The organism is Legionella sp. km535, from assembly GCF_003990085.1.
Taxonomy (GTDB): Bacteria; Pseudomonadota; Gammaproteobacteria; order Legionellales; family Legionellaceae; genus Legionella; species Legionella moravica.
Map to the genome: position 1 here is coordinate 63,369 of NZ_RZGU01000010.1, position 26,157 is coordinate 89,525.

Sequence of the window (26,157 nt, forward strand, 5' to 3'; positions counted from 1 at the left end):
GGCACACCATTTTTAATTATTAAAAAGAGGTCAACCCTCGCGAACGAGCAATTTCATTCGCTCCGGCACACCCCGTTATAAATCAATAAGCAGTTAGTTTTAGTTAATAAAATGGATTGAATAAGGAGGAAAAGTAATGGGTACACATAACAGGTTAGTCACTATTTTATCCATGCTGAGTGGGCTATTGCTCATAACAACTCCAATTCAAGCTGCTCAAAACATTAATGGCCTGTCCCAATGCATGGTATTTTGCAAAGGAGATAAAAACTGTATCGAGAGTTGTATTGCTCAATATACTAGCCAAGGCACTGCAAAAGACAGAGTACAATGCCTGGTAGGTTGTGGCTTGGGAATTTCAACACAAAGTGATAATGCCACCTTCATGGAAACGATTAAAGCATGTTGTCAGGGTTGCCTGAACTCAACGCATTAAACCGATTCATGATTTCTGAAGCATTTTAGAAGCACCCCTAACCCTTTCGTTCTTTTAAAATGACAACGATTGAGTACTGACAGAACAGCCTTCAGAAACTGAGGACACACGATATCCATACAAATCAGCCATAAACTCGTTTTGGAAAGGAGTCCTTTGTTGAAACCAAGAAATGGAGCGTTTTTCGTAGGCCCTAAAAAATAAATTCATCAAGGATGAGGACGGTCATAGAGCTCTTCTTCGGGTTCTTCATCAAGTCCATGAGCTTTGATTTCGCCTTCAGTATCAATTGGCCCCAAATTACTTTCCAGATTTTTCTTAACCTCTAAAGGCATGTCATTAGGATCATAAGTCGTCTCTATACTGTCCTGAACTCGAGCTTCTCTGACTTCTGTTGCTTCTTGAGAAGAGGCCTTCTCTTGCATTTGCTTTTTATAGAGTTGGGAGGGATATTGCAGTGTAGTCATGTAAGAACAACCCATATGATAATGCTCTGTTTAAATTATAGACTATTTTTTGATTCTAGCTCTGCACATGGCAGGTTTTTTGTCATGTAGAGCAATTCCAGTTACTGCCAGTCCGATAGAAAATATTCACTAAAAGGAACAACCCCCTTCGTTTGTACATTTAAGATTTTGGTGTAAAGGTGTTAATAAGCTCGTTGTTTTCTTTTGCCTCCTTTGATTGCTTTGTAGCAAGGGCTGCTCCCGCACCAAACAATCCAACTGCCAATAAACCTGTTCCAACAGCAGGTACTACACCCACACCGGTTGCTCCCAGAACAATAGACGCTCCAGCAAGAGCAACTGCGAGTGCCATCATCAACTTACCCAGGATTTGCAGGCCTTTAGAGGGGCTTTTTAAAGAAGATTGAATGAACGAGGTATAATCTTTTGTCTGTTGTTCACTTGGTTTATTGCTCATAAACGCATGGGTTTTATCCAGCACTCGTTTGAGTTGATCAAGACCCACACTACCGTCTTTAAAAAACTCTTCAACCTGGCTAAGAAGACTATTCGCATGTTCCAAGGCTTTAGCATCTTTTAGCTCATCTTTCTTAGCCCTAAAAAGCAAATAAGAATCTAAAAACGGCTGTAAACTTTGATCTGTTTGAAATACGGCTGCGCCTTTTTGTTTTACTGCGGCAAGAGCAATCTCTCTGTCCTTTTTAAGCTCCAGCTCGGCAAATCGCAACGCCAAACCATCCTGTTGTACCGCTGCAAGAACAACCTCTCTGTCCTTTTTCAACTCATGATCAGCAAATTCAAGCAGCCAACCGTGTTGTTCTATCGCCTCTTTATCAATTACAGGAACAATCAGCTTCAGTACAAAATGCCCTAAGGACTTCATTTCCAAAGAAGGATTTCTTAATAACTTTTGAATCGAAGAAATTTGTTGTAACGTTAATTGCTTACCTGGTTCCTTGCCCAGTAATTCACTTACTGAACTTAATGCTCCTGCAAGCTGCTCCAACTCGGAATCAGGGCTCTTAAACAGTTCTTCAACGTGTTCAAGAAATTGATATAATTCATTTTTCCGGGGTTTATCCAGTTCTTCTACCTTTGCATTTAATTCAGAAAAATAGGCATAATACTTTGTCGGAAAGAACCCGACATCACTTATACTATTAGGATTACTTTTCATTGCCGCAAGTAAAATCTCACGATTGTTTTTAAATGCTTTATTCGCATAACGCAATGCTTCCCCATTTTGCGACACGGCTGCCAGGACAACCTGGTAATCATTTTTAGGGTCTTCACCTGCAAACTGCAGCGCCTCTCCATTATTTCCTACTGCTGCAAGTACAACCTCAGAATTATTTTTTAATTCTATGTCAGCAAATTGAAGGGCAAAACCATTAAGTTGTACGACTGAAATAATAAAATCTTTATCTTTTTTCAATTCATCAGCAACAAACTCCAATGCCCAGATGTGTTTGCTAATCGCCTCAGGGTTGTTATTAAGTGTTAACAGGTCCATCATCGCGCGACCTACTGACTGCAGTTCAGGTGACGAGTTCCTTAATAATTTTATAGTAAGTTCAATAAAGTCCTCTTGATTAGAAGGAGCCCAAATATTTCGATCTAATAAAAGCACTGTGGCATTTAATATTTCATTTAAAGTTGCATTGAGTGCATTATCTGTTATGTGTGTAAAATAATTTTCCAGCTGATCAACCAACTTGGTCGCTGAACTCTTCGCAGGTTCTTTCAAGGAATTAACCAGAGCATGCACTTTCAGTAAAGATTCTAAAATCCGTTGATGACTTAAATGTTTTGTAACACCTGAATTTATCTTGGCTGCTTCAAGCTGGAACTGCCGATTTTCTCGTAATTGGCTAGTTGCAAATCTAGGCGCTTCAGAAAATGTTTTTGCTGCAGTAAGAACAACCTCTCTGTCATCATGGAACTTTCTGTTTAAAAGTCTAATGAACGCTCCATTTTGCTCTACCGCTGCAAGAACAATATCTCTATCCTCTTTGAACCGTTCATGTGCATACTGAAGAGCAAATCCATTCTGTAGTACCGCAGCACGAACAATTGATTCATTTTCTTTAAATGTTTTATCAGCGTATTGAAGTGCCAAGCCATCTTGCTGTACCGCATCACGAACTATTGATTCATTTTCTTTAAACGTTTTATCAGCGTATTGAAGCGCCAGGCCATTCTGCTGCACCGCAGCACGAACAATTGATTCGTTTTCTTTTAAAGTTTTATCAGCGTATTGAAGGGCCAAACCATTTTGCTGGACCGCAGCAAGAACAACTACTGCGTCACTTTTTAAAGTTTCTGCTGCATATTGGAGCAAGATTCCAGCACCCTTAAATGCCTCAATAGCAACTTCGGGATCATTTTGAAGGTCTTTGCTGGCATAGATGAACATCCAAGGATCAGCTTTAATAGCCTTAAGAACCTCTTCTTTGGTAGACACGTCATTAATCATACTTATTCCTCACTAAAAAACATGGTTGGCCTGAAGAGCGCTCAAGGCAGTTCTACCAAAAAGCCCACATCCCTGATTACATCTATACCCTTGGATACACTTAATCAAAGTACTGAACTGATACAATGCATTTATGGAACCAAGAAAACCCATACAAAAGTCATATTGTTTAATTTTAAATCAAATTCAACTAAAATACAATCCCGTAAAGATCTTTCGGATTGCCTCACAAATAATAGTATCGAGAGCAAAAAGGGACATAAAAATGGGGAAAATTTCATGAGAATTTATTAAAAAGGAGCTATCCCATAACAGATCTTTTATATTCAGTGCGCGTATTAAACATAAACGAGGATTGAGTGACATAAAACCAGGAACGATATTAAAAAATCACATCCCAATAAAAAAGATCATGGAATGAAGAAAAACCTGGATTTTTAGAAGCAGAAACCTTGGCGCTCCAGGGCTCCTCCTCATCAGAATGAATTGTTTTCTACCCAATAGGAAACTCAATGCAGTAACTGGAATTCATTAACTTCCTGCATTCATTTCAAATAACGCTTTATTGTCTTCATGCTCCTGACAGGCTTCGGTAGTAGTACGGTCTCCAAAAAAATAAGAGCGGGTTCGCGTTGTCAGAATGACAGAATCCATAGAATAATGGCATGATTTTAATTGATTCAGAATGGAGTAAAAATTATCCACACTATAATTATCCAGGATGATGTAACTCGATTCATCTAAAGCATAATCAGCCAACGGTGTTCCCGGTACCAGTTTTGTCGCAAAGTGTTCAGAATAAAGATTGACGCTACTCACTGAAATCACTTGTTGAAAAGCATCAAAGGGTACTGGTGCTAATAAGACATCTCGTCTGTCGTATAATTGCCGCATTAAATCGCAAACTGTCGCTGTTGGCTCAATATTCAAGGTTATGGTTTCGTTGCATCCTGTTTTATGAATTTCCAGTTTCATGAGCTGACCTTAGATTTCAGAATAATTGGCACCTTATTAACCATTAATACATATTAACTCCCCATAAATCAATACATGAATAAATTCAATTGTCAGTTCCCCATACAGTCGCTAATTAGTACCTGTGCGAATCGAATGGGATAAAGACAAAAGCACACTGGGTTGCAATCAACATAAAATTAGCTACAGTAAAGAGTAGGATTGTATTAACCAACGGAGTACACAATGAACAAGACCATCCTATCCATACTCTCAGTTTTTATGCTCGGTTCCTTTTTTAATCTGGCTTTTGCTGACGATGCCGGTCCGAAACAGTTAACTGGAACCCCAAGCGAACAAATTCAACAACTAAATTCGCAATTACAAGCACAATTACTGCAAATTCAGACCACACAAAAACAGCAAGTCGATGCACTGAACACCCAATTACAAAATCAAATCAAACAAATGCAAACACAGCTGCAGGATCAAATTCAAAAAGTAAACGCCCAGACCCAAGATCAGATGCAAAAAATACAAACAACACTCCAGGATCAAATAAAACAGGTACAACAGCAGTTGATTGATAGCAAAAAATAGAGTGTTTTGATCATCTATCTCCGATCAAGTGACATTATTTGCCACGGAGGAAGCTGTGCGTTTCAACATCATCCTCGCGATAACGAACTACTCTGCCCGGGAAAATCGAACTTCTTTCGATAAAATCCTCTCACCCCCACGCGTAGCTTGGGGGTGAGGGTTTAAGGTGAGGGGGTTTATATACTTGCCCGGAAAAGCGCGCTCATTCAGGTGATAGAACTCATGCCAACTACCCCTGGATCAATTGCCAATAAATGGTATAGTACTTCCAGATAATTCGCGTTATCCGTAAACAGGATCAGGTGTGAGCCTACTCCAGTCTACAAAGCCATTAAGTTGATATGCATCATCACTCGCCCACTCAAGTAAACCGGTGAGGAACACTCCTCAACTTAATCGCAATGACTCCTGTCCGATGACACTTTCTTAACCCCTTAAAATAAGGATTTATTATGTGGGTCAAAATTCGTAATACTCTGGGACCATTATTTCTCACCCTGGTATGTCCCCCTTTTGTCATGCTCATGTGGTATACCAATACTCAGCTGGATGGTTCATTTACCCATCTATGGAATATGATGAATCAAACCGGTTTTTTTTCAACGATTTACACCATTTGGCATCCACTCTTCTGGGGCTCCAGCACCGCCTGGATTATTATTGGGGTTTTCGTTGTATTTGAACTGGCTTTAATGCGCATTCTGCCTGGAAAAACATTCTATGGACCCATCACACCTAAAGGAAATGTTCCAGTCTACAAGGCTAATGGAGTTTGGGCATTTGTTACCAGTATTGCCACATTCTCCATTGCCAGCTTTGGACTCAATCTGTTTCCGGCCTCAATACTCTACGATAATCTGGGCAGCCTGTTTGCAGCCCTTAATATATCCAGCCTGATCTTTTGTATCTTATTGTATTTCAAAGGAAGATTCGCACCTTCCTCTTCTGATGCAAGTACGACCAATAACCTCATTTTTGATTATTATTGGGGTACTGAACTCTACCCCCAATTCCTTGGCTGGAATATTAAAAAATTCATCACCTGCAGATTCGGAATGATGAGTTGGGGGATATTACTGCTCTCCTACTGCGCAAAACAAGCAGAACTGGGTGGCTTAACCAATTCGATGTTGGTATCCGTTGGATTGCAATTGATTTACATAGCCAAATTTTTCACATGGGAGACGGGTTATTTACGCTCTCTGGACATCATGCATGATCGGGCTGGATTTTATATTTGTTGGGGCTGCATGGTTTGGGTTCCCTGTATCTACACATCCCCCAGCATGTACCTTGTCCTCCATCCAATTCATTTAAGCTATGGATGGGCAAGTCTGATCTTTGTCCTGGGCACAACCTGCATTATGGTCAACTATTGGGCCGACAAACAACGAATTATCACCAGAGAAACGCAGGGTAATTGTCGAATTTGGGGTAAGAAACCTAAAACGCTGGAGGCTCATTATACAACCGAGCTTGGCAAAGCCGAAAAAACCTTGCTTCTGGCTTCAGGCTGGTGGGGCATAGCGCGTCATTTTCACTATGTTCCTGAAATTGCAGCGGCCTTCTTCTGGTCTGTTCCTGCCCTGTTTACCAATCTATCTCCCTATTTCTATGTTTGTTTTCTGTCGATATTGCTCATAGACAGAGCCTTTCGTGATGACAAACGGTGTTCCCAAAAATACGGCAAGGATTGGGTAAGATATTGTGAGCAGGTTCCCTATAAAATAGTTCCTTTAATTCTTTAACCAATAGAGCGTGTTTACAATTCAACTCCGCAGTCTACGTGCCGCGACTTGTTCCTGAGAAATACTCACTAATTGTGACCATCTCTCAGGACTTGTTCGCGGCATCCAGGCGTTCTGAATCAAGAGCAAATTTCTTCATATAGGTCGCACCATTCTGGACTTTGATGTTCAACCAAATTTAACTTCCACTGCCTGCACCAATTTTTAAACCATTTTTCACGTCTAGCAGCTTCTACAAATGAATAATAAAGTTATTTTTTTTTTTCATGTACCGTGTATTTTTTAATAACATTTTTTCTGATACAGTCAAATACCCTGTATATGTAAACTATAAGGTCAAGGAATGATGAAAAAGATTTTAGTTATAGTTCTCTGCTTTTTTAGTGTAACCGGATTTACCTGTTCCAACGCTTTACCAACAGACCACCCTGGATTTTGTACTTCATTCAAGTCTGTAGCAACCTGTTATTGTACGTCATCGGGTCTTCCTGCTGGTATGTGTCAGGACATGAACGCTTTATACAATCGCATGTTAAGTACTTTTGGTTCATTACAAAAAGCATGTGAATTCCAGCGGTATACGAGTACCCAGGATTGCCTGGATAATTGGAATTGCTATCTGTTTGGTGGTGTGGACTCACGTGGCAGATTATGCAGCTCTACCCGTCAAGCCTGTCGATAACCCATTTAACATAGAGTACTTTATTGTGTTTAAAAAACAGTTTCCGTTTATTTTGGTTGCAGCGTTCCTTTTTTTATCATCAGGTTGTGATGCAGGTTCAATGGAAACTGTCCAAAACCGCCACCCAGTTTATGCTGGTGTTCTGGGCGGTTTTGGCTCGACTACCTGGAAAGGATTGGTTCCTGATTCAAAAAATCAGAATATGGCTTTGATGATGTCTACTCCGATAGAGGTTAGAGAAGGGGGTAGCGTATGGGGGATTCTGGCCGGCTATGAATTAAGCCCTTATTTTGCTATTGAAACAAGTTATATGCGCTACCCTGATGCAAAAATCTATTTTGACTCCATGAGTTTATTCAGTTTTAACAATGATGGCCAACGTGAATTTAAAACTGAAACAGAAACGGTCAATCTGATGGGAAAGATAATGCTCATCCTCCCCAATTCCACTTTTCGCGTTTATTCAAGTGCGGGAATTGCCGACGTGCACAGAAATGATCTTTTGGTTAATCAATGGCTTATGAGCCCAACTTTTGGCGCTGGTATCAATTTCCACGTCTCAGAGCATTTTATGACTGAGTTGGGGGCAAATTACACTGCCGGATTTGGTGAGTCTCAATTAGAACCAACAAACACTTACATTCCCTTTCTGTATTCTGTCTCTCTGCGACTGGCTTATTTATTTTAAATAGAAATGAAGTTCATTACCCCATCATGAAGTCATCCTGAGCACAGCGATGGCTCTTCTTAAGCCAGCACAGCACTACATTCAGGTTAACGTTCTCAGAATTGAAACGTCATCCCAGGGAAATCCTCACAAATCAACTGAAACAAATCAATAAAAATAAAGCAATTCGCCCTTTTTAAGTCTAAAATGAATAATAGCTATTCAATTGACTTAACCAGGAAGGTTTGTTCATGCAAGAAACCAAATTTTACCGATTAGGTTCATTGATTTATCACTGCCGATGGGCACTCCTCGTATTATGGGTTCTAATCATTTTATCCTGTCTTCCTTTTCTCCCTAATATTATCAGTCCCTTTAAGACTACCGGCTTTATTGATGAATACTCGGAAAGTGCCAAAGCAGAAGAATTGATGAATAACAAACTGGGTTATAATAATAAAAATAAATTTATGATCCTGTACCACAGCAACAATCTTTTGGCGACAAGCCAGCTTTATAAAAACAAGATAAAAAAATCCCTGGAAGCTCTCGACAATTTTCCCCTGGATCTCGAAATAATTTATCCTGAAAACAATAAAAACCAAATATCAAAGGACAAACACACCGCTTATGTTGTAGTCATCATCAAAAATAAAGATCCTGTCAATAACCAATTACTGGAACAATTTCAAGGCTCGATAAAAACCCCCGAGAACATGACCATGCATCTCGGTGGAGAACCAGTCTTTGTGGAAAGCGTCAATAAACAAACTCAAACGGATCTCTATAGAGCTGACTTTATCGCCACTCCTTTAGCAATTATTATTCTAATTCTTGTCTTCGGCTCGTTGGTTGCGGCAGTGATTCCCATTATCCTGGGCGGAGGATGCGCATTAATTATACTGACGGCACTCTATTTTCTAGGACATCTGTTTACTCTTTCCATTTTTACCTTAAATATTGCCCTACTTCTGGGGCTTTGCCTTAGTCTTGATTATTCATTGTTTATTATTTACCGTTTTCGTGATGAACTGGATAAAAATCAGGATATTATCCAGGCCATTGCAGTAACTCAAGCAACCGCTGGAAAAGCGATATTTTTTGGTGGATTGGCGGTTTTTGCCAGCCTGAGCGCTTTATTATTATTTCCAGTCAATATACTGTTTTCCGTTGCTGTAGGAGGGCTGACCGCCGTTTTTGTTGCTGTTTTAACTGCCATTATTATTTTACCCGCGATTCTCTCCCTGCTTAAAAACAACATCAATCGAATTCCTGTAACACTCTCAACAAAAAACAAAGATAAACGCTTTAGTTACTGGCACTGGATCGCTGAAAAAATTGTCAGAAGGCCCCATCTGACCTTTATTGTTACGCTTATCTTTTTATTGTCACTAGGTTATCCCTTCCTGTCTGCAAAATTTGGAGTATCCGATTTTCATATTCTACCCGAACATTCAAAACACAGAGATTTTTATGATGCCTATGAAAAACAGTTTAATGTCAATGAACTCAGTCCCATTCTCGTGTTAATCCAATCGAAACCCAGCCCGATACTGTCCCCCAAAAACATCGCCCGACTGTATGATTTAGCACAAAATTTAAACGACAATCCTTTAATCAAAAAGGTAATCAGCATCGTCACAACCAGCTCAAAGCTCAATAAAAAACAATATTACAATTTATATCATCAACCGAAAGAGGAAATGAACACAGACATCAAAAAGATGCTGGATACCTCAACCCGTCAATATCTAACCATTATGACCATCATCAGTAAATACTCGATTAATTCACCTCAAACAACAAACCTGGTCGATGAAATTCGTCATACTCCGGTTGGCTATGGCATGACGATGCAGATAACCGGTACTCCTGTTATTAATATCGATGTTTTAAATACGATTTCCAAACTGCTACCTTATGCTATTTTATGGATCATGGTACTGACCTACCTCATATTACTGGTTTTACTTCGTTCCTTATTTCTGCCATTAAAAGCACTGATCATGAACATTCTCAGCCTTAGCGCCTGTTATGGTGCCCTAGTGCTGGTATTTCAGGATGGATATTTACACCAACTGCTGGACTTTCAGCCTCAGGGAATGCTGGATATCAGCTTACTGGTTATTATATTTTGCGCTTTATTTGGTTTTTCTATTGATTATGAGGTGTTTTTATTATCCCGCATCAAGGAAGCCTATGAAGAAACTGGAGACAATGAAAAAAGCATCATTTTTGGTATAGAAAAAAGCAGTCGAATTATTACCAGTGCCGCAATCATCGTTATTTTTATTTGCATTTCCTTTCTGGTGGCGCATGTATTAATGGTCAAAGCCTTTGGTCTGGGCATTGCCGTAGCGGTATTTGTCGATGCTTTTTTAATACGAACTGCTCTGGTGCCAGCGACCATGACGCTGTTCAAAAGCTGGAATTGGTATTTACCTAAATGGTTGGACCGAATCTTGCCCCAATTATAATGCTCCCCCAAAAAATTATTCATTAAAAAAATTAAGCTCTGTTTCGGTAACTGCCAATGAAACGACACGGCTAAAAAACTCTGCTGACTCAACAGTCTTTAATAATTCCTTAATCTTATCGAATTATAATGCACCAACTTACTCAAATCATAATCATATGATTTAATCCTTCAATTACCTTAGGTGATGTAATGAAAAAAGTCATTATTGGTGCGGGGCCGGCAGGTTTATATACAGCAATTAAATTACACAAAAAAGGCATTCGTGACCTAGTCGTTTATGATCCTCGTGCTGGTCACTATACTCGGCCGGGACACTTGAATGGAAGCGTTTTTAAGGTTGCAGAATCAGGACTGCAGTTTGAATTTTGGTCCGGAAATAAAATTGGACACATCAAAGACCTGGAAAATGCACTCTATATACAAGCCACTAAATTAGGCATCACAATCGAAAGAAAACGCTTTATACGCTTACATGAGGATGCCAGAAAACCAGGTGTTATTGTTGACAATGATGGTGTGGAAGAACGTGTTGAAGCAGATTATGTCTTTGATTGTACAGGATCACGACGAGAAGTGGTTGCGGCACTGAATCATCTGGTACCTGATTCACCTTTAAAAATGACCACCATTACCGACCTTCCGGTGCGCAATCACTTTCTTGCCTATGTAAAAATAAATCAGTCCGATTGGAGTCGTTTTCAATATGACAGCACTCAAATTGAGCATTTTCCAGAAATGGTGGATGCTTTATCCTTTGCTCAATCAATAATGAAACTCAGAACAATGGGCTGGAAGGAATTCAAGTTTCCCCGGTGTTATGGTGTGAGCTTTGGTAAGGATAAAATATGTTTGTATTTACATGCTCCCGATAATCTGCCTAAAGAACATTATGATGATTGGGTACAAACAGTTCTCGAATGTTATACAAAATCCATTAGTTACACTCACTTAGCCCCTTCGCCCAAACCGCGATTCTTGTCTTTCCCTGCCAGTGCCCAGGCACTTCAGGATGTCTCCTGTAAAAGAAAAAATTTACCTACAGTAATTGCTCTCGGCGATGCGCAAATTGATTTTGACTATTATCTGGCGCATGGTATTAAAGATGGAATGAAGCGTATTGATGCATTATTTAAACATATGGAAGCTTTTGATAATGAAATTCATTATTTTGACTCTGAAGAGTATTTAATAACGATTAACGATCTGTTACGCGAGCACAAACAAGAAGTGATAGATGAAGCTGAACGAGTAAAACGGACTTTTGTTAATGCCCTTGAAACAGCACAATTAAAATTCAGACAAGCAATATTACTGAGCAAAACTCCTGAGGAAAGAGGCATCATCAGTGATATTTTAAAGGAAATAGAAGCACGTCAAAATTATCATAAAGCACGTCAAAACTTTTCTGAATGTCATAATAAAGCGCATCAGGTAGTGCTGAATCAAAGTGATATTAATACTGTTATAGCTAAACTGAATCAGATTCAAAGTAATTTATTAATGGCTCATGCCAACTTACCTGCACCCTTTGTGACAGAACATCAAGAGATTCAGCAGCACCTGCTTCATTTAGCGGTCAGCTGGAAGGACGTTGGAAATGCGTTATTCAAAAGCCGACGAATGCCGGAGGCCATAGATGCCTACAAAAAAGCAATGAGTATTTACAACCTGGATGGCTTTGTTGGCAAGCATGCCGTCAAAGAAATTCCTATATACTCAAATTTGACGGTAGTATATTTACAGGAAAAACTTTATTCAGAGGCAATTTCTGCGGCAAATACCGCATTGTCTGTTATTGACAGTTGTTCTGCTGAAGATCAACCTGCCGCTCTGCAAGAAAAAATTATATATAATTTAATCAGAGCGTTGTGCGCTCAAGCCCAAAGTTTCCTGGATTCTGAAAAACCACGAGATGCTCGAATATTGCACTTGAGAGCAAAAAGCATTAAAAGTAAACATGAAAATAAATTTGCTTCTCAAACACTGCAGACCATTGAAGGAATAATAAACGAGTTGCAGCAACGTCTTCCAGGTGATGTGAACAGTGAATTATTGCGTCGTTCAAGTGATAACATTGAAGAACCAGTTGAAGCCACAAGAGAAAATGAATTGGACAACTCTGCGTCTGTTGGCCAATTATTGGGAGGTTTTAGTCTGTTTAGCCCAAAATTATCAGGTGAAAAACAAATGACCACAACTTCAACATCTCAATTTACCCATTGATAATCTGTGTTTTGTAGACGAAAACGGAGCTGAGCCCCGAATTACTCTCTACCCCCAATTGGGGGTTCGGCTCCATTCAACCTTCTATCCTGTTTGTATTGCTCCAATTTAATGTTTAAAAAAAAACAGACCATTCTTAAGATTCTGTTAATAAAATATAGGTACAATCCGCCAGGAAAAATGGTCCGGAAAAGATCAATAAAACCCAATTTGCAACCAGAGGATGGGTTTAATCTAGCTTTTTCAATTTGAATTGATTTGGAGAATATAAATGTCAGCCACCCTTTCTTTAAGCAGTAGTTACGGTTCTTTTTTCTGGGGATGTACCAAATTCGCTCTGTCACCCTACACCAATACGTTTATGGCGATAGCCAACGATAAAAATAATGACCCTTTCGTCAATATTGTCGCTGCCAGTGTGGTTACCAGTATTCTTACCTTTGTTATCCCTATTTTACCAGTGCTTGCTTCAGTTACTTTTGCCATCGCTTCTGTTGCCATTTTGCTTGCTGTTGCCACGATGTTTGTGACTTATCCGGTTGCTGTTCTCGCAGATGCCTGTGATTCATCCTGGGAGAGTGATAGCAACCTGGGCTTTAATCACCAATTTGCTTAATTCAAATCATACAATGGGGCTGGTGATGCCAGACTCTCTGTTGTGCTGAATATTCGTACCTAATGTCAATCCTCGCTTTCGCGAGGATGACTAATAAAGGATGGTGTCCGGCTCACTCATAAAAACCTATTTTAAAGAGTCTTTATTGGAATCAGGGCTTAGCTTGATCAGAGGATTAGTGATGGATGAACTCACCTTGCTCAACTCAGGCTTAACTTCAGTTTTTGTCGCTTCTTTCAGAGTAGGGCTTGGTTTTTTAGCAGCCTGCTTCATTACACCAGTTTTATTCACTGGATGAACATTACTCTGTCCAGAAGCACTCGCTTTACTTATATGAACTGGCGAAACAGATTTTTTAACAGCAGACTTCGCTTTCATAGTGGACGTTTTTGCTGATTTTTTGGATTTGGAAACTCCAGTACGCACAGAATGTTTACTTGTCTTTGCAGTGCTTGATATTTCGTGACCAACAGCAGAAAAAAGCGGAGCAAGTGATGATTTCATCAATACATCACCATTTTGATTACTAAACAAATTTTCTTCAAAAAGATGAAACATATCCTGCACATAATCCAGAACTGTTTGCCCATTTTTAATCAGAGCATTCATATTTTTATGAAGGATGTCTTCAGGTTTACGGACACTTAAAAAATCAACTGGAGTGATATAAGTGAGTCGTTGCATGGTTTTAAAATTCAATTCCATCAATTCATTAACTGGTTTGATTATAGGATTTATATCCGTATTTAAAAGAGATTTAGTTAGCATGATAGTCCTTATGTTGCATTGCACCATGTAAAGCATAGCTCGCCATTTTTATTTGTCAAAAAAAATCCCTTATATCCGATAAACCACTGCAGAACCCCAGGGTGTGTTTATGACTCAACTCTGCTAAAGAAGGCATCAAGGCAATAAAAAAACAGTTGTTATTTTTTATGTTCTCAACGAGAATGCGCGCCTTATTAATACAAATACTGAGTTCGGAGTTTAACTATGATTGAAGAATGGCTGGCGGAGTTAAAAAAACTGGATCAACTTGCTTTTGATATTGCTCAACGTGTCTGGGAGAACTCTCCTGAAGCTAAAGACAAAAATGGGACTCCATTAACATCAGAGAATATTCTAATTCGGGTCAATCAACTCGCTGATCAAATTGTAAAAGAATTTCCAGGAGCAAATCCTGTCCTTGTTGGTCTGATGGATGGTGCCACCCCCTTTGCCTCTCTACTCTGCTCGGCTTTGAATTCACGTCATTATAATTATAACTACACCACCATGTCAGTCAGCAGTTACGGCCATAAATTGGTTTCAGGTGAATTAACCATGGGAGCGCTGCCCAAAGTAAAACTATTCAGTAGACCTGTTATAGTGATTGACGATGTCTGTGACACTGGAAAAACCTTAAAATCAATTAAAGACTTATTTTTAACTCAATATCCTGAATTTGTTAAGCTGATGGTGCTGGTCGATAAAGAACAAGAACGACAACAGGGTTGCTCACCAGATTATATTGGATTTTCCATGTCTGCCGAAGCCTTCATCATCGGAATGGGACTGGATTATTTAGAGGAATTACGAAATACCTCTTCAATAAAAACAGCTAATCTCGCCAGCTTACCCAATGAAGAGGAAGCAAAACATCTTGAACGAAGAGATGTTCTCAGGAAAGCGATTGAAGGATTTATTGCGGCTCAAGCCAGAGAGAAACAACAAATATCTGAAATTAAATCAGACTCGACATCAAACGCCTCTTCCAGCTCCATGTCGTTTTTTGGCATAACCGATCCTAAGAACGACATCATTGTACCCACAGCATCAAGCAGTACTCCTGGATTGGGATGTGCAGAGACCAGTTCATCCTGATAACAGTCCATAAACAGGGGCATCATTGATTTGAGCCCTTGTTGTCTCACCTGAACCTTCAAATAAAAAAACACTGCTGGCAGCGAAAACCATTATGACAGTGCTAAAACACTGGATCCCGCGTTCAAGGACAAGTCGCGGGACGTCGAAATCTGAATTGTCAACTGACCTGAGAGGTATACCACAGCTGTCCCATTAAAAATGTGACGTCTTTCCGAGCGTAGCGAGGAATCTCCTGCAAATTGGCACAATCTGAGTTAATGCATTAATTATCATTACCTTTTAAACTCTGTGTTTTTACAAGGAATTTAATGATGTCATCAGAAGATGTACCTGAATTTTATATCATTTCGACTGATATGATTTTAATGGCCGCATTTTAATGGGATCGCGCTACCTTGCAGGAGATTCCTCGCTACGCTCGGAAAGACGTCACATTTTTAATGGGACAGCCGTGAGAGGTATACTAAATATCCCTGCTCAGACACATGAACATTTTATTCTTTCGTGTTAATTTAATAATTACAGATCGTTTTAAGAATTCAAGGGTTGTTGACTGTTCCGATTTCAAACCGCGGAGATTTCTTCCTGAATGATCTACAAGATTTAATTATCAACCTCACAAAAGCGGGGACCCATGAAAAAATACAACGGTGTACTGGAGATAAGAGGACATAAAAATGATTATTGATATGAAAGTGATACTGGGTGGTGTCTTGCTCGGTCTGGCAGCAGGGATCATGCTTCTGGTTCGTGGTCAGATTCTGGGTTGTAGCGGCAAATTATTTCGCTCTTGGGATTTTTCCGGATTCAAACCCAATTACGATAATCTATTATTCATTGCAGGGTTAGTACTCAGCGGCATCATTTTTAACCTCACTCAACAAATCCCTAACCCCTTGGCTGTATTTAAAATCAGTCCGTGGATGTTATTTGCCGGTGGATTGTTAGTTGGCGGAGGGACCTATCTGGCTAATGGATGCACCAGCGGGCATGGTCTATGTGGCATGTCGCTATTGCGCAAACGCTCCATTACCGCAGTTGCCATCTTTTTTCCGGTTGCCATCATAACCGCCTGGTTGGTTCACTAAGGAATTACTCATGAAAAAACTCATTTCATTACTTACCGGATTAATGTTCGGCACCGGGTTAATTTTAACGGGCATGTACAGTCCTGATATTATTATAGCGGGATTGAAAATTGGCGCCGAAACGTTCCGCATCAATCTGTATCTTACTTTTGTAACAGCTCTGTTGGTCACTTTTCTATTATTTCAATTACGCAGATGGTTGGCTAAACCTTTAATGAACTCCTGCTATGATCTTCCTTCGCAAAACACAATCGACTGGAAACTAATCGTTGGTGCCTTGTTATTTGGAATAGGATGGGGAATTGCAGGGATTTGCCCAGGTCCAAACCTTGTTGGTCTGGGTCTCTTTTCCTGGCCATTTTACTGGATAAATTTTGCGGGCATTATTTCAGGCTTTCTCATCGTGCGGTATGTCACTCTTAAAAAAGCAAACACCGCAAAATAAATTAACGATTCAGCCTTCCTCCCCTCGAACTGAGGGGAAACAACACCCGTCCTCAATACCTGAGAGAAAAAAATTCATTACCCTCCCTTTTCAATGCGTTTTAATGCACAATGAACAATGACTTCATCAAACAAAAAGTTGATTAATTGAAAAACAAGGAAATACTCATTTCAAGTATAGGTAATACTATAGAATGGTTTGATTTTGGCTTGTTTATTTTCATGGCTCCAATTATCGGCGCCAAATTTTTTCCTCAACACTCAAGCACCTTATCAACTATAAATGCCTTGATAGTGTTTGCCGCTGGCTTTTTGTGCCGCCCATTAGGCGGCATTTTCTTTGGGTATTTTGGTGATACTCGAGGCCGGGCGAGTACTTTAAGAATATCAATCATTCTAATCACCCTGTCCACTCTGCTTATTGGCCTTATACCTTCTTATGAAACGGCAGGAATCATAGCTCCGATAGCGTTTATCATACTACGCTTAATCCAGGGCCTGTCCATCGGTGGGGAATACAGCGGAGTCATGATTTACCTTGCTGAATCTGCTCCTCACAAAAAACGCGGCTTTATAACCAGTTTTGCTGCAACTGGCGCCAATTTAGGTTTTTTATTGGCTACCGTCTCCTTGATGGTGCTAAATTTCATGTGTACTGCTGAAGAAATTAAGAGCTGGGCGTGGCGTTTGCCCTTTATATTGATTGGTTTACCCGGGTCATTGATTATTTATTATCGTTTTAAATTATCTGAAACACGAGTTTATTCACTTTTACAAAAAAACCACCATTTAGAATCCAGACCATTTCTTAGTGCCATCCAGTTCGCACCTTACCAGTTATTGAAAATTTTTGGGCTTACGTGCATGAGCGCTACTTTTTATTATGTTTTTTTTGGCTATATGCCCACTTATCTTGAGCATTATATAGGGTTTCAGCTCAACGATGCATTAACCATACAAAGCTGCTTGTTAATCGCAATGCTCATTTTGGTGCCCTTGGCGGGAATTGGCGGTGATCATTTAAGTCGTAAAAAAATGGTAATGATCACCAATATGTCCGTGATTATCCTGGTACTGCCCTGTTTTTATTTACTGCAAACCAACTCACTCCTACTGACCCTTTTGGCCTTAAGTACAGCAACCATTATCAGCTCAATGGATCAAGGAAACACCCTGACAGCGGTAGTTGAAAATTGTCCTGAAAATGTACGCTACAGCGGAATTGCTTTTTCTTACAATCTCGGAATGGCCCTGTTTGGCGGCACCACCCCCCTGGTCATTACCTTACTCATTGAACATACAAGCCTAATTGCTCCAGCTTATTATTTGATTCTGATGGCAACCATCAGCTTGATTACCGCAACAACCCTGGTCAAAAATAATCAATCACTCGGCCCATTATAAAGGGCAGCTCAATCGAATCACTGCACGCCCTCACCGCTGCATAAACGGTATTTTTATATATACTTAATGACATGAGCCTATAGGGAGTAAACCCATTATGAAGAAAGTGGCTTTGTTTTTATTCGCGCTCCTGGGAATAATTCATATGAATAGTTATGCTGCAGATTTCACTCTTGAAAGTTCTGCCTTTAAACCCAATAGCATGATTCCGGATCAGTATACCTGCGCGGGCACGGATACATCGCCACCTTTAAGCTGGCAGAATATTCCAGTCAATACACAATCGTTGGTATTGGTTGTTCATGATCCGGATGCACAAGGAGGAGAATGGATTCACTGGATAATCTTTAATATTCCACCAACAGTGACACAACTGGAGCCAGCCAGCCCTCTTCCTGATGGAGCATTGAATGGTACGAACAGTTGGGGTACAACGAATTATAAAGGGCCATGTCCTCCAATGGGTGTACATCGCTATGTGTTTAACCTTTATGCATTGGATAATCTGGTTCATCTTGAACAAGGTGCCAGCAAAGACAAAGTGCTTAATGCCATAACAGGACATGTGATTGGAAGCGCCGAATTAATTGGGCTTTATCAAAAATTCTAGGTTCTGTGAACGAGAAATGATAGTAGCATTAAGGTATTTTAGATCCCGCGGTCTTCGCCGCGGGAATTCGCATGATATGTGAGTGCATGCTTCATTTCGAAATCCCGCGGCGAAGACCGCGGGATCCATAAAGTAGAACCGGACTGGTTTTGCGAAGACGTGTAGAGTTGTGCATAAAATCCTGGTTGCCAGCAACCAGGCTTCAAATACGGGTTCCACAGTCAATGCCACTGGAATTAATTACAAACAGCCGAACAGATGCATCTCTCGCAGACCAGGTTACTAATGCAATTTCAATGTCGATCGGACTCGTCGCATTAAAAAATTGGCAACAGTCATTACCCCTACTTTCCAATAACCGATAATTTTTATCTGATGCGATTTATACAACAATAAATAAACCATTCGCGCAAAAAAACCGGTAATGAACACGCTTTTTTCATTACCAAGAATCAGAGCACCAGTAGTTCCTTTCTGGCTTAGAGAAACTAAAGACCCATGATCCACATAGCGGTATTCCTTTAATGGCTTTTTCTTTATCACCTGTTCAATGGAATGAACTAACAAACTAGCTTGCTGATGTGCGGCCTGTGCTCGAGCAGGTACTTGTGTTCCATCTGAAAGGATACAACAGGCACAGTCACCAAAAGCAAAAATCGAATCATCAACAGTAGTTTGCAAAGTGGGTTTTACTTTAATTTGACCCGCATGGTTCAATTCAAAATCGGCAAGAGATTTCACACGTTCCTGCCCTTTTATTCCTGCGACCCAAATGATCATATCAGCAGGAATGAATTGATTGTCATGAGTGATAATACCCTGTTCTTTAACCTCAATAACCCGAGTATTCGTTAAAATATCAATATCCATTTCAGCCAACTGTTTTTGGGTTACTACTGAAATGTTTTCTGGCAATGGAGATAAAATTCTGGAAGCAGCTTCAATTATGTGAATCCGTGCAATTTCTTTAGGATTAAATTTCTGTGACATTAACGCGCTTAACTGCGATAAGGAGTTTCGTAATTCTGCCGCTAATTCCACACCAGTGGCTCCCCCACCGACAATCGCTATTTGAATGGGTTTGGATCCCTTCTCATAATGATTTTTAATTAACTGCTGAAACAACACACGGTGAATGGTTTTTGCTTGCTGTTCAAAATCAAGATAATAGCAATATTCATTACTCCCCGGAGTATTAAAATTATTGGTCACACTGCCTATAGACAAAATCAATAGGTCATAAGGAATTATAAGCTCTTCTGGAGTCTCAAGCGCATCTGGATTGCGGATTAGTAGAGTTTTATTCACGCGGTCAATTTTTATTAATTGACCAAGTTCGAAATGAAATTTATTTTTTTTAGCAATTGCCAGATAGCTCATTTTATCGTAAATATTATTGAGACTGCCGCTGGCTACTTCGTGAAACAAAGGTTTCCATACATGCGTCAAGGACTGATCCACCAAAGTAAGATGTACATCCGGATTGTGGCGATAAGCACGAGCCAGAGACACGACCAGCTCCAATCCTCCAGCTCCCCCTCCTACCACGACAATGTTCAATTGTACCTCCTATGCGGTAATTTTTGATTAACCAGGATATTACGAAGTTACTGCTCTACTTCATTCACTTATTACTCAATTTCTGATTTGCCCGTCACCATAAATGACCCACTTGTAACTGGTCAATGCTTCCAGCCCCATAGGGCCTCGGGCATGCAGTTTTTGGGTACTGATTCCGATTTCTGCCCCCATGCCAAACTGACCGCCATCAGTAAATGCCGTTGAAGCATTGGCATAGAGTGCTGCTGCATCAACATGACTCATAAAATACTGAATGGCTTCATTATCCTCTGCAATAATTGCTTCACTATGGCCTGAAGTGTAGTACATGATATGCTCTACTGCTTCAGCTAGAGAACCTACTGATTTGATGGACATTTTATGCGATAAAAACTCGGTACCAAAATCCTCGGGTTTTGCGTGATGCAGCAAATCAGACGGATAGACATCCTTCAGAACCTGATAACTTGACTCATCGGCAAAAAGCGCCACCCGATGTGCTGCCAACAATTCAACCAATGCATACAATTTATCCAGGCATTGTTGATGAATGACCAAAGTATCCAGGGCATTACATACACTGACTCTTCTTGTTTTTGCATTATTAATGATTAAACGCCCTTTCTCTACAGAGCCGCTGATATCAAAATAGGTATGCACAATGCCCGCACCAGTCTCAATGACAGGAATTTTAGCGTGTTCCCGAACGAAATTAATTAAAGCCTGACTGCCTCTGGGAATGCACACATCAACCAGATTAACTGCGCCAAGTAACTGATGAGTAGCCTCACGATCTGGGGGTAATAAATAGACGCAATTGCCATCAATACCATGTAAATTCAAAGCCCTATGAATTAAAGACAGCAGGTAACGATTGCTGTGTTCGGCTTCTTTGCCCCCCTTCAGTATGCATGCGTTTCCTGCTTTAAAACACAAGGTAAACACATCAACGGTCACGTTGGGCCTTGATTCATAAATCACTGCAACTACGCCAAGAGGAACGGACAACTTATTAATGAGCAAACCATTAGGCAGTATTTTTTCTTCTAGAATCTGACCAACAGGATTTGGCAAAGATGCGACAAGCGCCACATCATCAGCAATGGCATTGATCTGTTGTTCGGTAAGCATCAATCGATCGTATTTAGGATCGTCCTTTGCCATCAAGGCGAGATCCTTGCTATTCTCCTGGATTATTTGCGCCACCGATTGCCGTATTAATTCCGCAAGACTCAACAGGACTCGATTACGTTGTTCCTCGCTTAAGGATGATAAATCATAACTGGCTTTCTTGACTGCCTTGATTTGAGTAATAACATCATTCATTCCGGGCAACTCCTAAAAAAGATGCAAATGATCGTAGTGAATAAATTCAGGCTTGTCTTTCTGGCCCAGGAAGGTTTGTAATTTATTGGCATCATATTGTGCAATACCAATTCCTATTTTTGCCCCATCCGGAGCAACAATTTCAACCAAATCCCTTTTTTTGAAATCGCCAGTACACGCAACAATACCAACAGGCAATAGACTGATAGCACGGTTGCCTTCCTTTAAAAGGGCATGCAAACAGGTATTCACCGATATTGAACCCATTTTTTTATCACTATTATAGGCCATCCAGCGTTTAATGTTTGATTTTTTCTTACGGGGTAAAATACAGGTTCCCACCGATTCATTATTCAAAATCCGCTTAAGGACATTGATTTGATCAATACTGGCAATATGAGTGGTGATGCCCAAAACAGACATTTTACGCGCTGTTCCAAGTTTACTGAGCATCCCCCCGCGACCCTGAGCACTTTTTTCTGCAGAAACTTCAGGCCAACCCTCTTCAGGATTAATCACAGAAATCAGTTCAGAACCTGGTTCGCTTGGATGTCCTGTAAAAACGCCCGCCACATTACTCAATATAATCAATTTATCCGCATTCATTTGAGCCGCTATCAAACCAGCTAACTCATCGTTGTCGGTAAACATCAGCTCTTCAACTGCCACACTGTCGTTTTCATTGATGATAGGAACTATGTTTTTATGATCAAGAATAACCCGGAGTAATCGGGCAATATTTAAATAGTGATGTCGGGTTTGAAAATCCTGTTTGGTTAGCAATAATTGTGAGGCAAGGATATTATGGGCTTTAAACATAGCGGAATAAACATGAATCAATTCATGTTGACCGATAGAGGCCAATACCTGTTTTTCCCCCAGAGAACTGCCAAATTCACGGCCAAGTAATTGATGTGCTGCTTTTCTGCCAAAACCTACAGCCCCAGAACTAACCAGTACGACATGATGCCCTGCTTTTTGCAAACTGACTATTTGCTCCACTAAATGCAACATGACCGGCTCATTAGGAGTTCCATCAGAAGATAAAATGCTTTGCGTGCCAACTTTAATAACTACTTTCATTGTTCAATCTCCTTTAGGAACATCACATCAGCAGGAAACTCATGTCTTAAACCAACCAGAATTAATTTAATGCACTTTGCTTCATATCCGGTATATTTTAAGCCAATGATTGAGACAAGCAACACCATGTGGATTAAATATTAGATAAATGAAATAAATTCGATGAACTGAGTATTTAAAGAATAGTTATGCCATCGCATCACAATAATCAAAATGAAGAAAATTTGATCACGTGCGCATTAAAATATACAATGCGAGTTCTTGTTTCATGAAAATACCACAAAGGGGATTTAATGTCTGGAAAACGCATTTCTGATAAGAGCAATGGAACTTCTGTTCCAATATTTACCCAATTGTGCGCACAAGTAAACTTCAGTCTTTTTGGTAACACATTAACAATTTACCCCAAATTAAATGGCGTTCCCCTCGACGAACGTGATTATCGCACCAGTGAAGCAACACAAAAACTCAATCAAGCCTGGTCTAGTTTAGGCCAAAAAGTTTGTATTTTACGTAATTATCCTACACATGGACTATTGCACCAGGATCAGCTCACCAAAGAACATTGGCATACTCACGTTGAATTTGTAGAGCACATTGATGAAAATAAATTAACACAGATTCTTAATCAATTTGTTCTGGTTACTTTTATCACGGAACAGGAAAAAAATCGTTTTATCAAAACCTTCAGAGAGGCAAATAAACTCCCGCAAACTGAATTTGATAAACTGATGGCAAACAAGTACCTCAAACAACTCAGAAAATCCATTCAAAATAATGCTCAGTTTCGCGAAAATGATAAGCTTATGAGTCAAATGAATGTTGTGCTCCAGCATTTTGAGGCATTAATTCTGACTGAAAAAGATCTGACTGAAGTACAAAGATACATTAAAGAAACTCAATTAGTCATAGATCATCCGACTAGGGACAATATTGCCAACCTGGAAAAGATGAGCACCCTTGCAGCAAGGAATCCGTCACCTATGTGGCAAGCCATCAGTGTATCACTCATACTCCTGGGAATCTTTTTATGTGCAGCAGGCTTAATGATTACTGCGGCCCTTTGCGGTACCTCTATGGTACCAGGTATTGGAATAACCCTCAGTGGATTAGGTCTGTTTTCAGCAGGAGCATGCACCGCTCCTCAAGGAACAAGAAAGGGATCAAAGGATTTAACCCATTTAACCGAACTGATGAACACGTCATTTGATGAATCGGTTGCTGGAGGATTTGTTACAAACCCTTACTAAAAATTCTTTGGGGCTATAATCGCTTACAGTCCCCGAGTAATCAAAACATTCTCAGCTCCTGCTCGAATGAATATCAGGCTATTGGTCGCCAGAAATCACACGGATGTCCCATTAAAAATATGACGTCTTTCCGAGCGTAGCGAGGAATCTCCTGCAAGGTTGCACGATCCCATTAAAATGCGGCCATTAAAATCATATCAGTCGAAATGATATAAAAATCCAAGTATATCTTCTGATGACATCATTAAATTCCTTATAAAAAAAGAGTTTAAAAGGTAATGATAATTAATGCATTAATTCAGATTGTGCCAATTTGCAGGAGATTCCTCGCTACGCTCGGAAAGACGTCACATTTTTCATGGGACAGCCGTGCCAGAAAGCAGCCTTACTATTGACAAATCAATGCGCATTTTGTTATTTTTATTGATTAGAAGTAATAATATAACCAAATTAATCACTCTATGAAAAAGTACAGTACTCAAAAAAATACGATTGACTCTGCAGATTCCACTGCAGTTGTCGTGTCATGCTGTACGGTATTATCCACAACAAATCACTTAGTAATTATTATCTTGCCCTCTTTACCCTAGAGCGGTCAGCTATTGCCAATTACCGTACCTCTCTAGGGAGGTTGAACGAATAATCGCAATAACTGATGATGAAACTGGAGGGTACTATGACTCAAACTCACTTTAAGACTCGGGATAACAGACCGAAAACACTTAATTCACTGATTAAACCCATTTACCAATACTGCGCAAGATCACGCATTGATCCGGTTAATTTGCCCCAATAGATTTTTAACAGATGATTTATATTTGAGGTTTAACATGAACTATACCCCAAAAAATTACCTACCATTTTTGATGTGGTTTTTCCCCTTATCGTTTTTTGCCTTTCAATTCATGCTGCGCCTTTGGCCTGGATTAATGATGCAGGAAATAATGACCCATTTTGCAATTGATGCAGGAAGTTTTGGTCTTCTTGCCGCTTTTTATTATTATGGATATGCAGGAATGCAAATTCCTATGGCCTTTCTTCTCGAAAATTTTGGAGCCAGAACAGTCGTTTTCACATTCGCTTTGCTTTGCGGTATGGGAGCCTTTATTTTTAGTTATACCGACTCGTTTTATCTGGCTCTGTTAAGCAGACTGATGATAGGTGCAGGATCTGCTGTAGGGTTTCTGGGGATATCCAAAGTCGTTTCCGAATGGTTTAGCAGTGAGAGCTACGCCAAAATGATTGGGTTTTCCTTTAGCGTGGGTCTTATGGGCGCTGTCTATGGTGGAAAACCGCTCACCCAATGGATTCAAACTTATAATGGACAGCAAGTAGGCTTCGCCCTTGCATTAATCGCAATATCCATAGGATTGTGTACCTATTTGGTTGTCCGTAGTCCTGTGAATCAAGTAAATAAACCAACAGAGGATCTCCAGCTATGCAACCTGTCTTCTTTATTCTCATCGTGGATCATCTGGACTCTGGCCCTGGCAAACTTGTTGATGGTAGGAGCCCTGGAAGGCTTTGCAGATGTTTGGGGAGTTCCTTATTTAATGACCGCCTATCATTTTGATAAAGCAGAATCAGCCTCATTGATCTCATTTATATATATAGGCATGATCTTCGGTGGTCCTGTACTTGCATTTTTAAGTAAAAAGTTGGGTAATTATTTCGTTATAGGGATGTGTGGTGCAGGCCTGGCTCTGGCTTTTATGCTCTTGGTATCCAATAGCGTGATGAACAGTTGGTTATTAAGCCTGTTGTTTTTTATCATTGGTCTCATGTGCTGCTATCAAGTTATTGTATTTGCTGCTGGTTCTACTCTGGTTTCCTATAAACAGCTTGGAATAACCATCGCATTCTTAAACTGCATCAACATGTTAGGCGGTTCCTTCTTTCACACTCTGATTGGACGAGTCATGGACTGGTCTTGGGACGGTTCGTTAAATCCGGAAGGAATGAAACAATACAGTGTTGCAAGCTTTCAACATGCGTTGACCGTCATACCTGTCTGTGCGCTTGTTGGCAGTGTGCTTATCTATCTGATTCATGTACGTGTGAAAAATCGAATAAGCAACCACTCTCTTAATTTGGATACTCTTTCTGGAACTTAATTGAGAGAAACATGATCTGCGAAACAAAGTCCAAGGATTCGAAATGGCGGAAACAGCGCCAATT

General features: G+C 40.0%; 22 protein-coding genes and 1 pseudogene. 15 read left to right on the plus strand and 8 right to left on the minus strand.

Annotated features, from left to right (window positions below):
* Window positions 1-136: 136 nt before the first annotated feature.
* Window positions 137-436 (plus strand): hypothetical protein, encoded by a 300-nt coding sequence (locus ELY21_RS07495; protein WP_127108336.1) that lies wholly within the window; start codon window positions 137-139, stop codon window positions 434-436.
* A 209-nt stretch (window positions 437-645) separates the two neighbouring features.
* Here the strand turns inward: ELY21_RS07495 and ELY21_RS07500 are convergent, their stop codons facing one another.
* The 3 genes from ELY21_RS07500 to ELY21_RS07510 all read right to left on the minus strand — a co-directional run bounded on the left by ELY21_RS07500 (window position 646) and on the right by ELY21_RS07510 (window position 4,354).
* Entirely contained in the window at window positions 646-903 is a 258-nt protein-coding gene (locus ELY21_RS07500) for a hypothetical protein (protein WP_127108338.1), read from the minus strand.
* 160 nt (window positions 904-1,063) lie between these two features.
* Entirely contained in the window at window positions 1,064-3,379 is a 2,316-nt protein-coding gene (locus ELY21_RS07505; protein ID WP_127108340.1) for a DUF4116 domain-containing protein, read from the minus strand.
* Between the two features lie 531 nt (window positions 3,380-3,910).
* Entirely contained in the window at window positions 3,911-4,354 is a 444-nt protein-coding gene (locus ELY21_RS07510) for a hypothetical protein (RefSeq protein WP_127108342.1), read from the minus strand.
* 225 nt (window positions 4,355-4,579) lie between these two features.
* On the opposite strand from ELY21_RS07510, the gene ELY21_RS07515 reads away from it, so the two are divergent.
* Both ELY21_RS07515 and ELY21_RS07520 read left to right on the plus strand, forming a co-directional pair.
* A complete protein-coding gene (locus ELY21_RS07515; protein ID WP_233588683.1) occupies window positions 4,580-4,933 on the plus strand; it encodes a hypothetical protein in 354 nt (117 codons plus the stop codon).
* 452 nt (window positions 4,934-5,385) lie between these two features.
* Complete coding sequence (locus ELY21_RS07520; RefSeq protein WP_127108344.1) at window positions 5,386-6,681, plus strand: 7-dehydrocholesterol reductase; 1,296 nt, start codon at window positions 5,386-5,388, stop codon at window positions 6,679-6,681.
* Window positions 6,682-6,800: 119 nt separating this feature from the next.
* Here the strand turns inward: ELY21_RS07520 and ELY21_RS15845 are convergent.
* Window positions 6,801-6,914: pseudogene (locus tag ELY21_RS15845) on the minus strand (GIY-YIG nuclease family protein); the annotation flags it as partial.
* A 110-nt stretch (window positions 6,915-7,024) separates the two neighbouring features.
* On the opposite strand from ELY21_RS15845, the gene ELY21_RS07530 reads away from it, so the two are divergent.
* The 5 genes from ELY21_RS07530 (at window position 7,025) to ELY21_RS07550 (ending at window position 13,348) form a co-directional block, all read left to right on the plus strand.
* On the plus strand, window positions 7,025-7,363 hold the full coding sequence (locus tag ELY21_RS07530; protein ID WP_081675616.1) for a hypothetical protein: 339 nt from the start codon (window positions 7,025-7,027) through the stop codon (window positions 7,361-7,363).
* Window positions 7,323-8,051, plus strand: coding sequence for an outer membrane beta-barrel protein (locus ELY21_RS07535; RefSeq protein ID WP_233588684.1), 729 nt, complete (start codon window positions 7,323-7,325; stop codon window positions 8,049-8,051). Before ELY21_RS07530 ends, ELY21_RS07535 begins: the two co-directional genes overlap by 41 nt.
* 230 nt (window positions 8,052-8,281) lie before the next feature.
* Window positions 8,282-10,507: an MMPL family transporter gene (locus ELY21_RS07540; protein WP_127108346.1), complete on the plus strand. Its 2,226-nt coding sequence runs from the start codon at window positions 8,282-8,284 to the stop codon at window positions 10,505-10,507.
* Between the two features lie 191 nt (window positions 10,508-10,698).
* Complete coding sequence (locus tag ELY21_RS07545) at window positions 10,699-12,732, plus strand: FAD-dependent oxidoreductase (protein ID WP_127108348.1); 2,034 nt, start codon at window positions 10,699-10,701, stop codon at window positions 12,730-12,732.
* Between the two features lie 271 nt (window positions 12,733-13,003).
* Entirely contained in the window at window positions 13,004-13,348 is a 345-nt protein-coding gene (locus ELY21_RS07550) for a hypothetical protein (RefSeq protein ID WP_127108350.1), read from the plus strand.
* Window positions 13,349-13,474: 126 nt separating this feature from the next.
* Here ELY21_RS07550 and ELY21_RS07555 read toward each other — a convergent pair whose 3' ends face one another.
* Window positions 13,475-14,116 (minus strand): hypothetical protein, encoded by a 642-nt coding sequence (locus ELY21_RS07555; protein ID WP_127108352.1) that lies wholly within the window; start codon window positions 14,114-14,116, stop codon window positions 13,475-13,477.
* A 225-nt stretch (window positions 14,117-14,341) separates the two neighbouring features.
* Between ELY21_RS07555 and ELY21_RS07560 the strand changes: the two genes are divergently transcribed.
* The 5 genes from ELY21_RS07560 (at window position 14,342) to ELY21_RS07580 (ending at window position 18,760) form a co-directional block, all read left to right on the plus strand.
* On the plus strand, window positions 14,342-15,211 hold the full coding sequence (locus ELY21_RS07560; protein ID WP_127108354.1) for a phosphoribosyltransferase: 870 nt from the start codon (window positions 14,342-14,344) through the stop codon (window positions 15,209-15,211).
* Between the two features lie 680 nt (window positions 15,212-15,891).
* A complete protein-coding gene (locus ELY21_RS07565) occupies window positions 15,892-16,302 on the plus strand; it encodes a YeeE/YedE family protein (RefSeq protein ID WP_127108356.1) in 411 nt (136 codons plus the stop codon).
* Between the two features lie 10 nt (window positions 16,303-16,312).
* Window positions 16,313-16,747 (plus strand): DUF6691 family protein, encoded by a 435-nt coding sequence (locus ELY21_RS07570; protein WP_028384301.1) that lies wholly within the window; start codon window positions 16,313-16,315, stop codon window positions 16,745-16,747.
* Window positions 16,748-16,893: 146 nt separating this feature from the next.
* Window positions 16,894-18,150, plus strand: coding sequence for an MFS transporter (locus ELY21_RS07575; RefSeq protein WP_127108358.1), 1,257 nt, complete (start codon window positions 16,894-16,896; stop codon window positions 18,148-18,150).
* A gap of 97 nt (window positions 18,151-18,247) precedes the next feature.
* On the plus strand, window positions 18,248-18,760 hold the full coding sequence (locus ELY21_RS07580) for a YbhB/YbcL family Raf kinase inhibitor-like protein (protein WP_127108360.1): 513 nt from the start codon (window positions 18,248-18,250) through the stop codon (window positions 18,758-18,760).
* 282 nt (window positions 18,761-19,042) lie between these two features.
* Here the strand turns inward: ELY21_RS07580 and ELY21_RS07585 are convergent, their stop codons facing one another.
* The 3 genes from ELY21_RS07585 to proB all read right to left on the minus strand — a co-directional run bounded on the left by ELY21_RS07585 (window position 19,043) and on the right by proB (window position 22,729).
* On the minus strand, window positions 19,043-20,320 hold the full coding sequence (locus ELY21_RS07585; protein WP_127108362.1) for an NAD(P)/FAD-dependent oxidoreductase: 1,278 nt from the start codon (window positions 20,318-20,320) through the stop codon (window positions 19,043-19,045).
* A 75-nt stretch (window positions 20,321-20,395) separates the two neighbouring features.
* Window positions 20,396-21,646 carry a glutamate-5-semialdehyde dehydrogenase gene (locus tag ELY21_RS07590; protein WP_127108364.1) on the minus strand — a complete coding sequence of 417 codons (1,251 nt, stop codon included), beginning with the start codon at window positions 21,644-21,646 and terminating at the stop codon, window positions 20,396-20,398.
* A 12-nt stretch (window positions 21,647-21,658) separates the two neighbouring features.
* Window positions 21,659-22,729 (minus strand): glutamate 5-kinase, encoded by a 1,071-nt coding sequence (gene proB / locus ELY21_RS07595; protein ID WP_127108366.1) that lies wholly within the window; start codon window positions 22,727-22,729, stop codon window positions 21,659-21,661.
* Window positions 22,730-23,022: 293 nt separating this feature from the next.
* On the opposite strand from proB, the gene ELY21_RS07600 reads away from it, so the two are divergent.
* Together ELY21_RS07600 and ELY21_RS07605 are read left to right on the plus strand one after the other, a co-directional pair.
* Window positions 23,023-23,979 (plus strand): hypothetical protein, encoded by a 957-nt coding sequence (locus ELY21_RS07600; RefSeq protein ID WP_127108368.1) that lies wholly within the window; start codon window positions 23,023-23,025, stop codon window positions 23,977-23,979.
* 830 nt (window positions 23,980-24,809) lie between these two features.
* Complete coding sequence (locus ELY21_RS07605) at window positions 24,810-26,093, plus strand: MFS transporter (RefSeq protein ID WP_127108370.1); 1,284 nt, start codon at window positions 24,810-24,812, stop codon at window positions 26,091-26,093.
* Window positions 26,094-26,157: the final 64 nt, after the last annotated feature.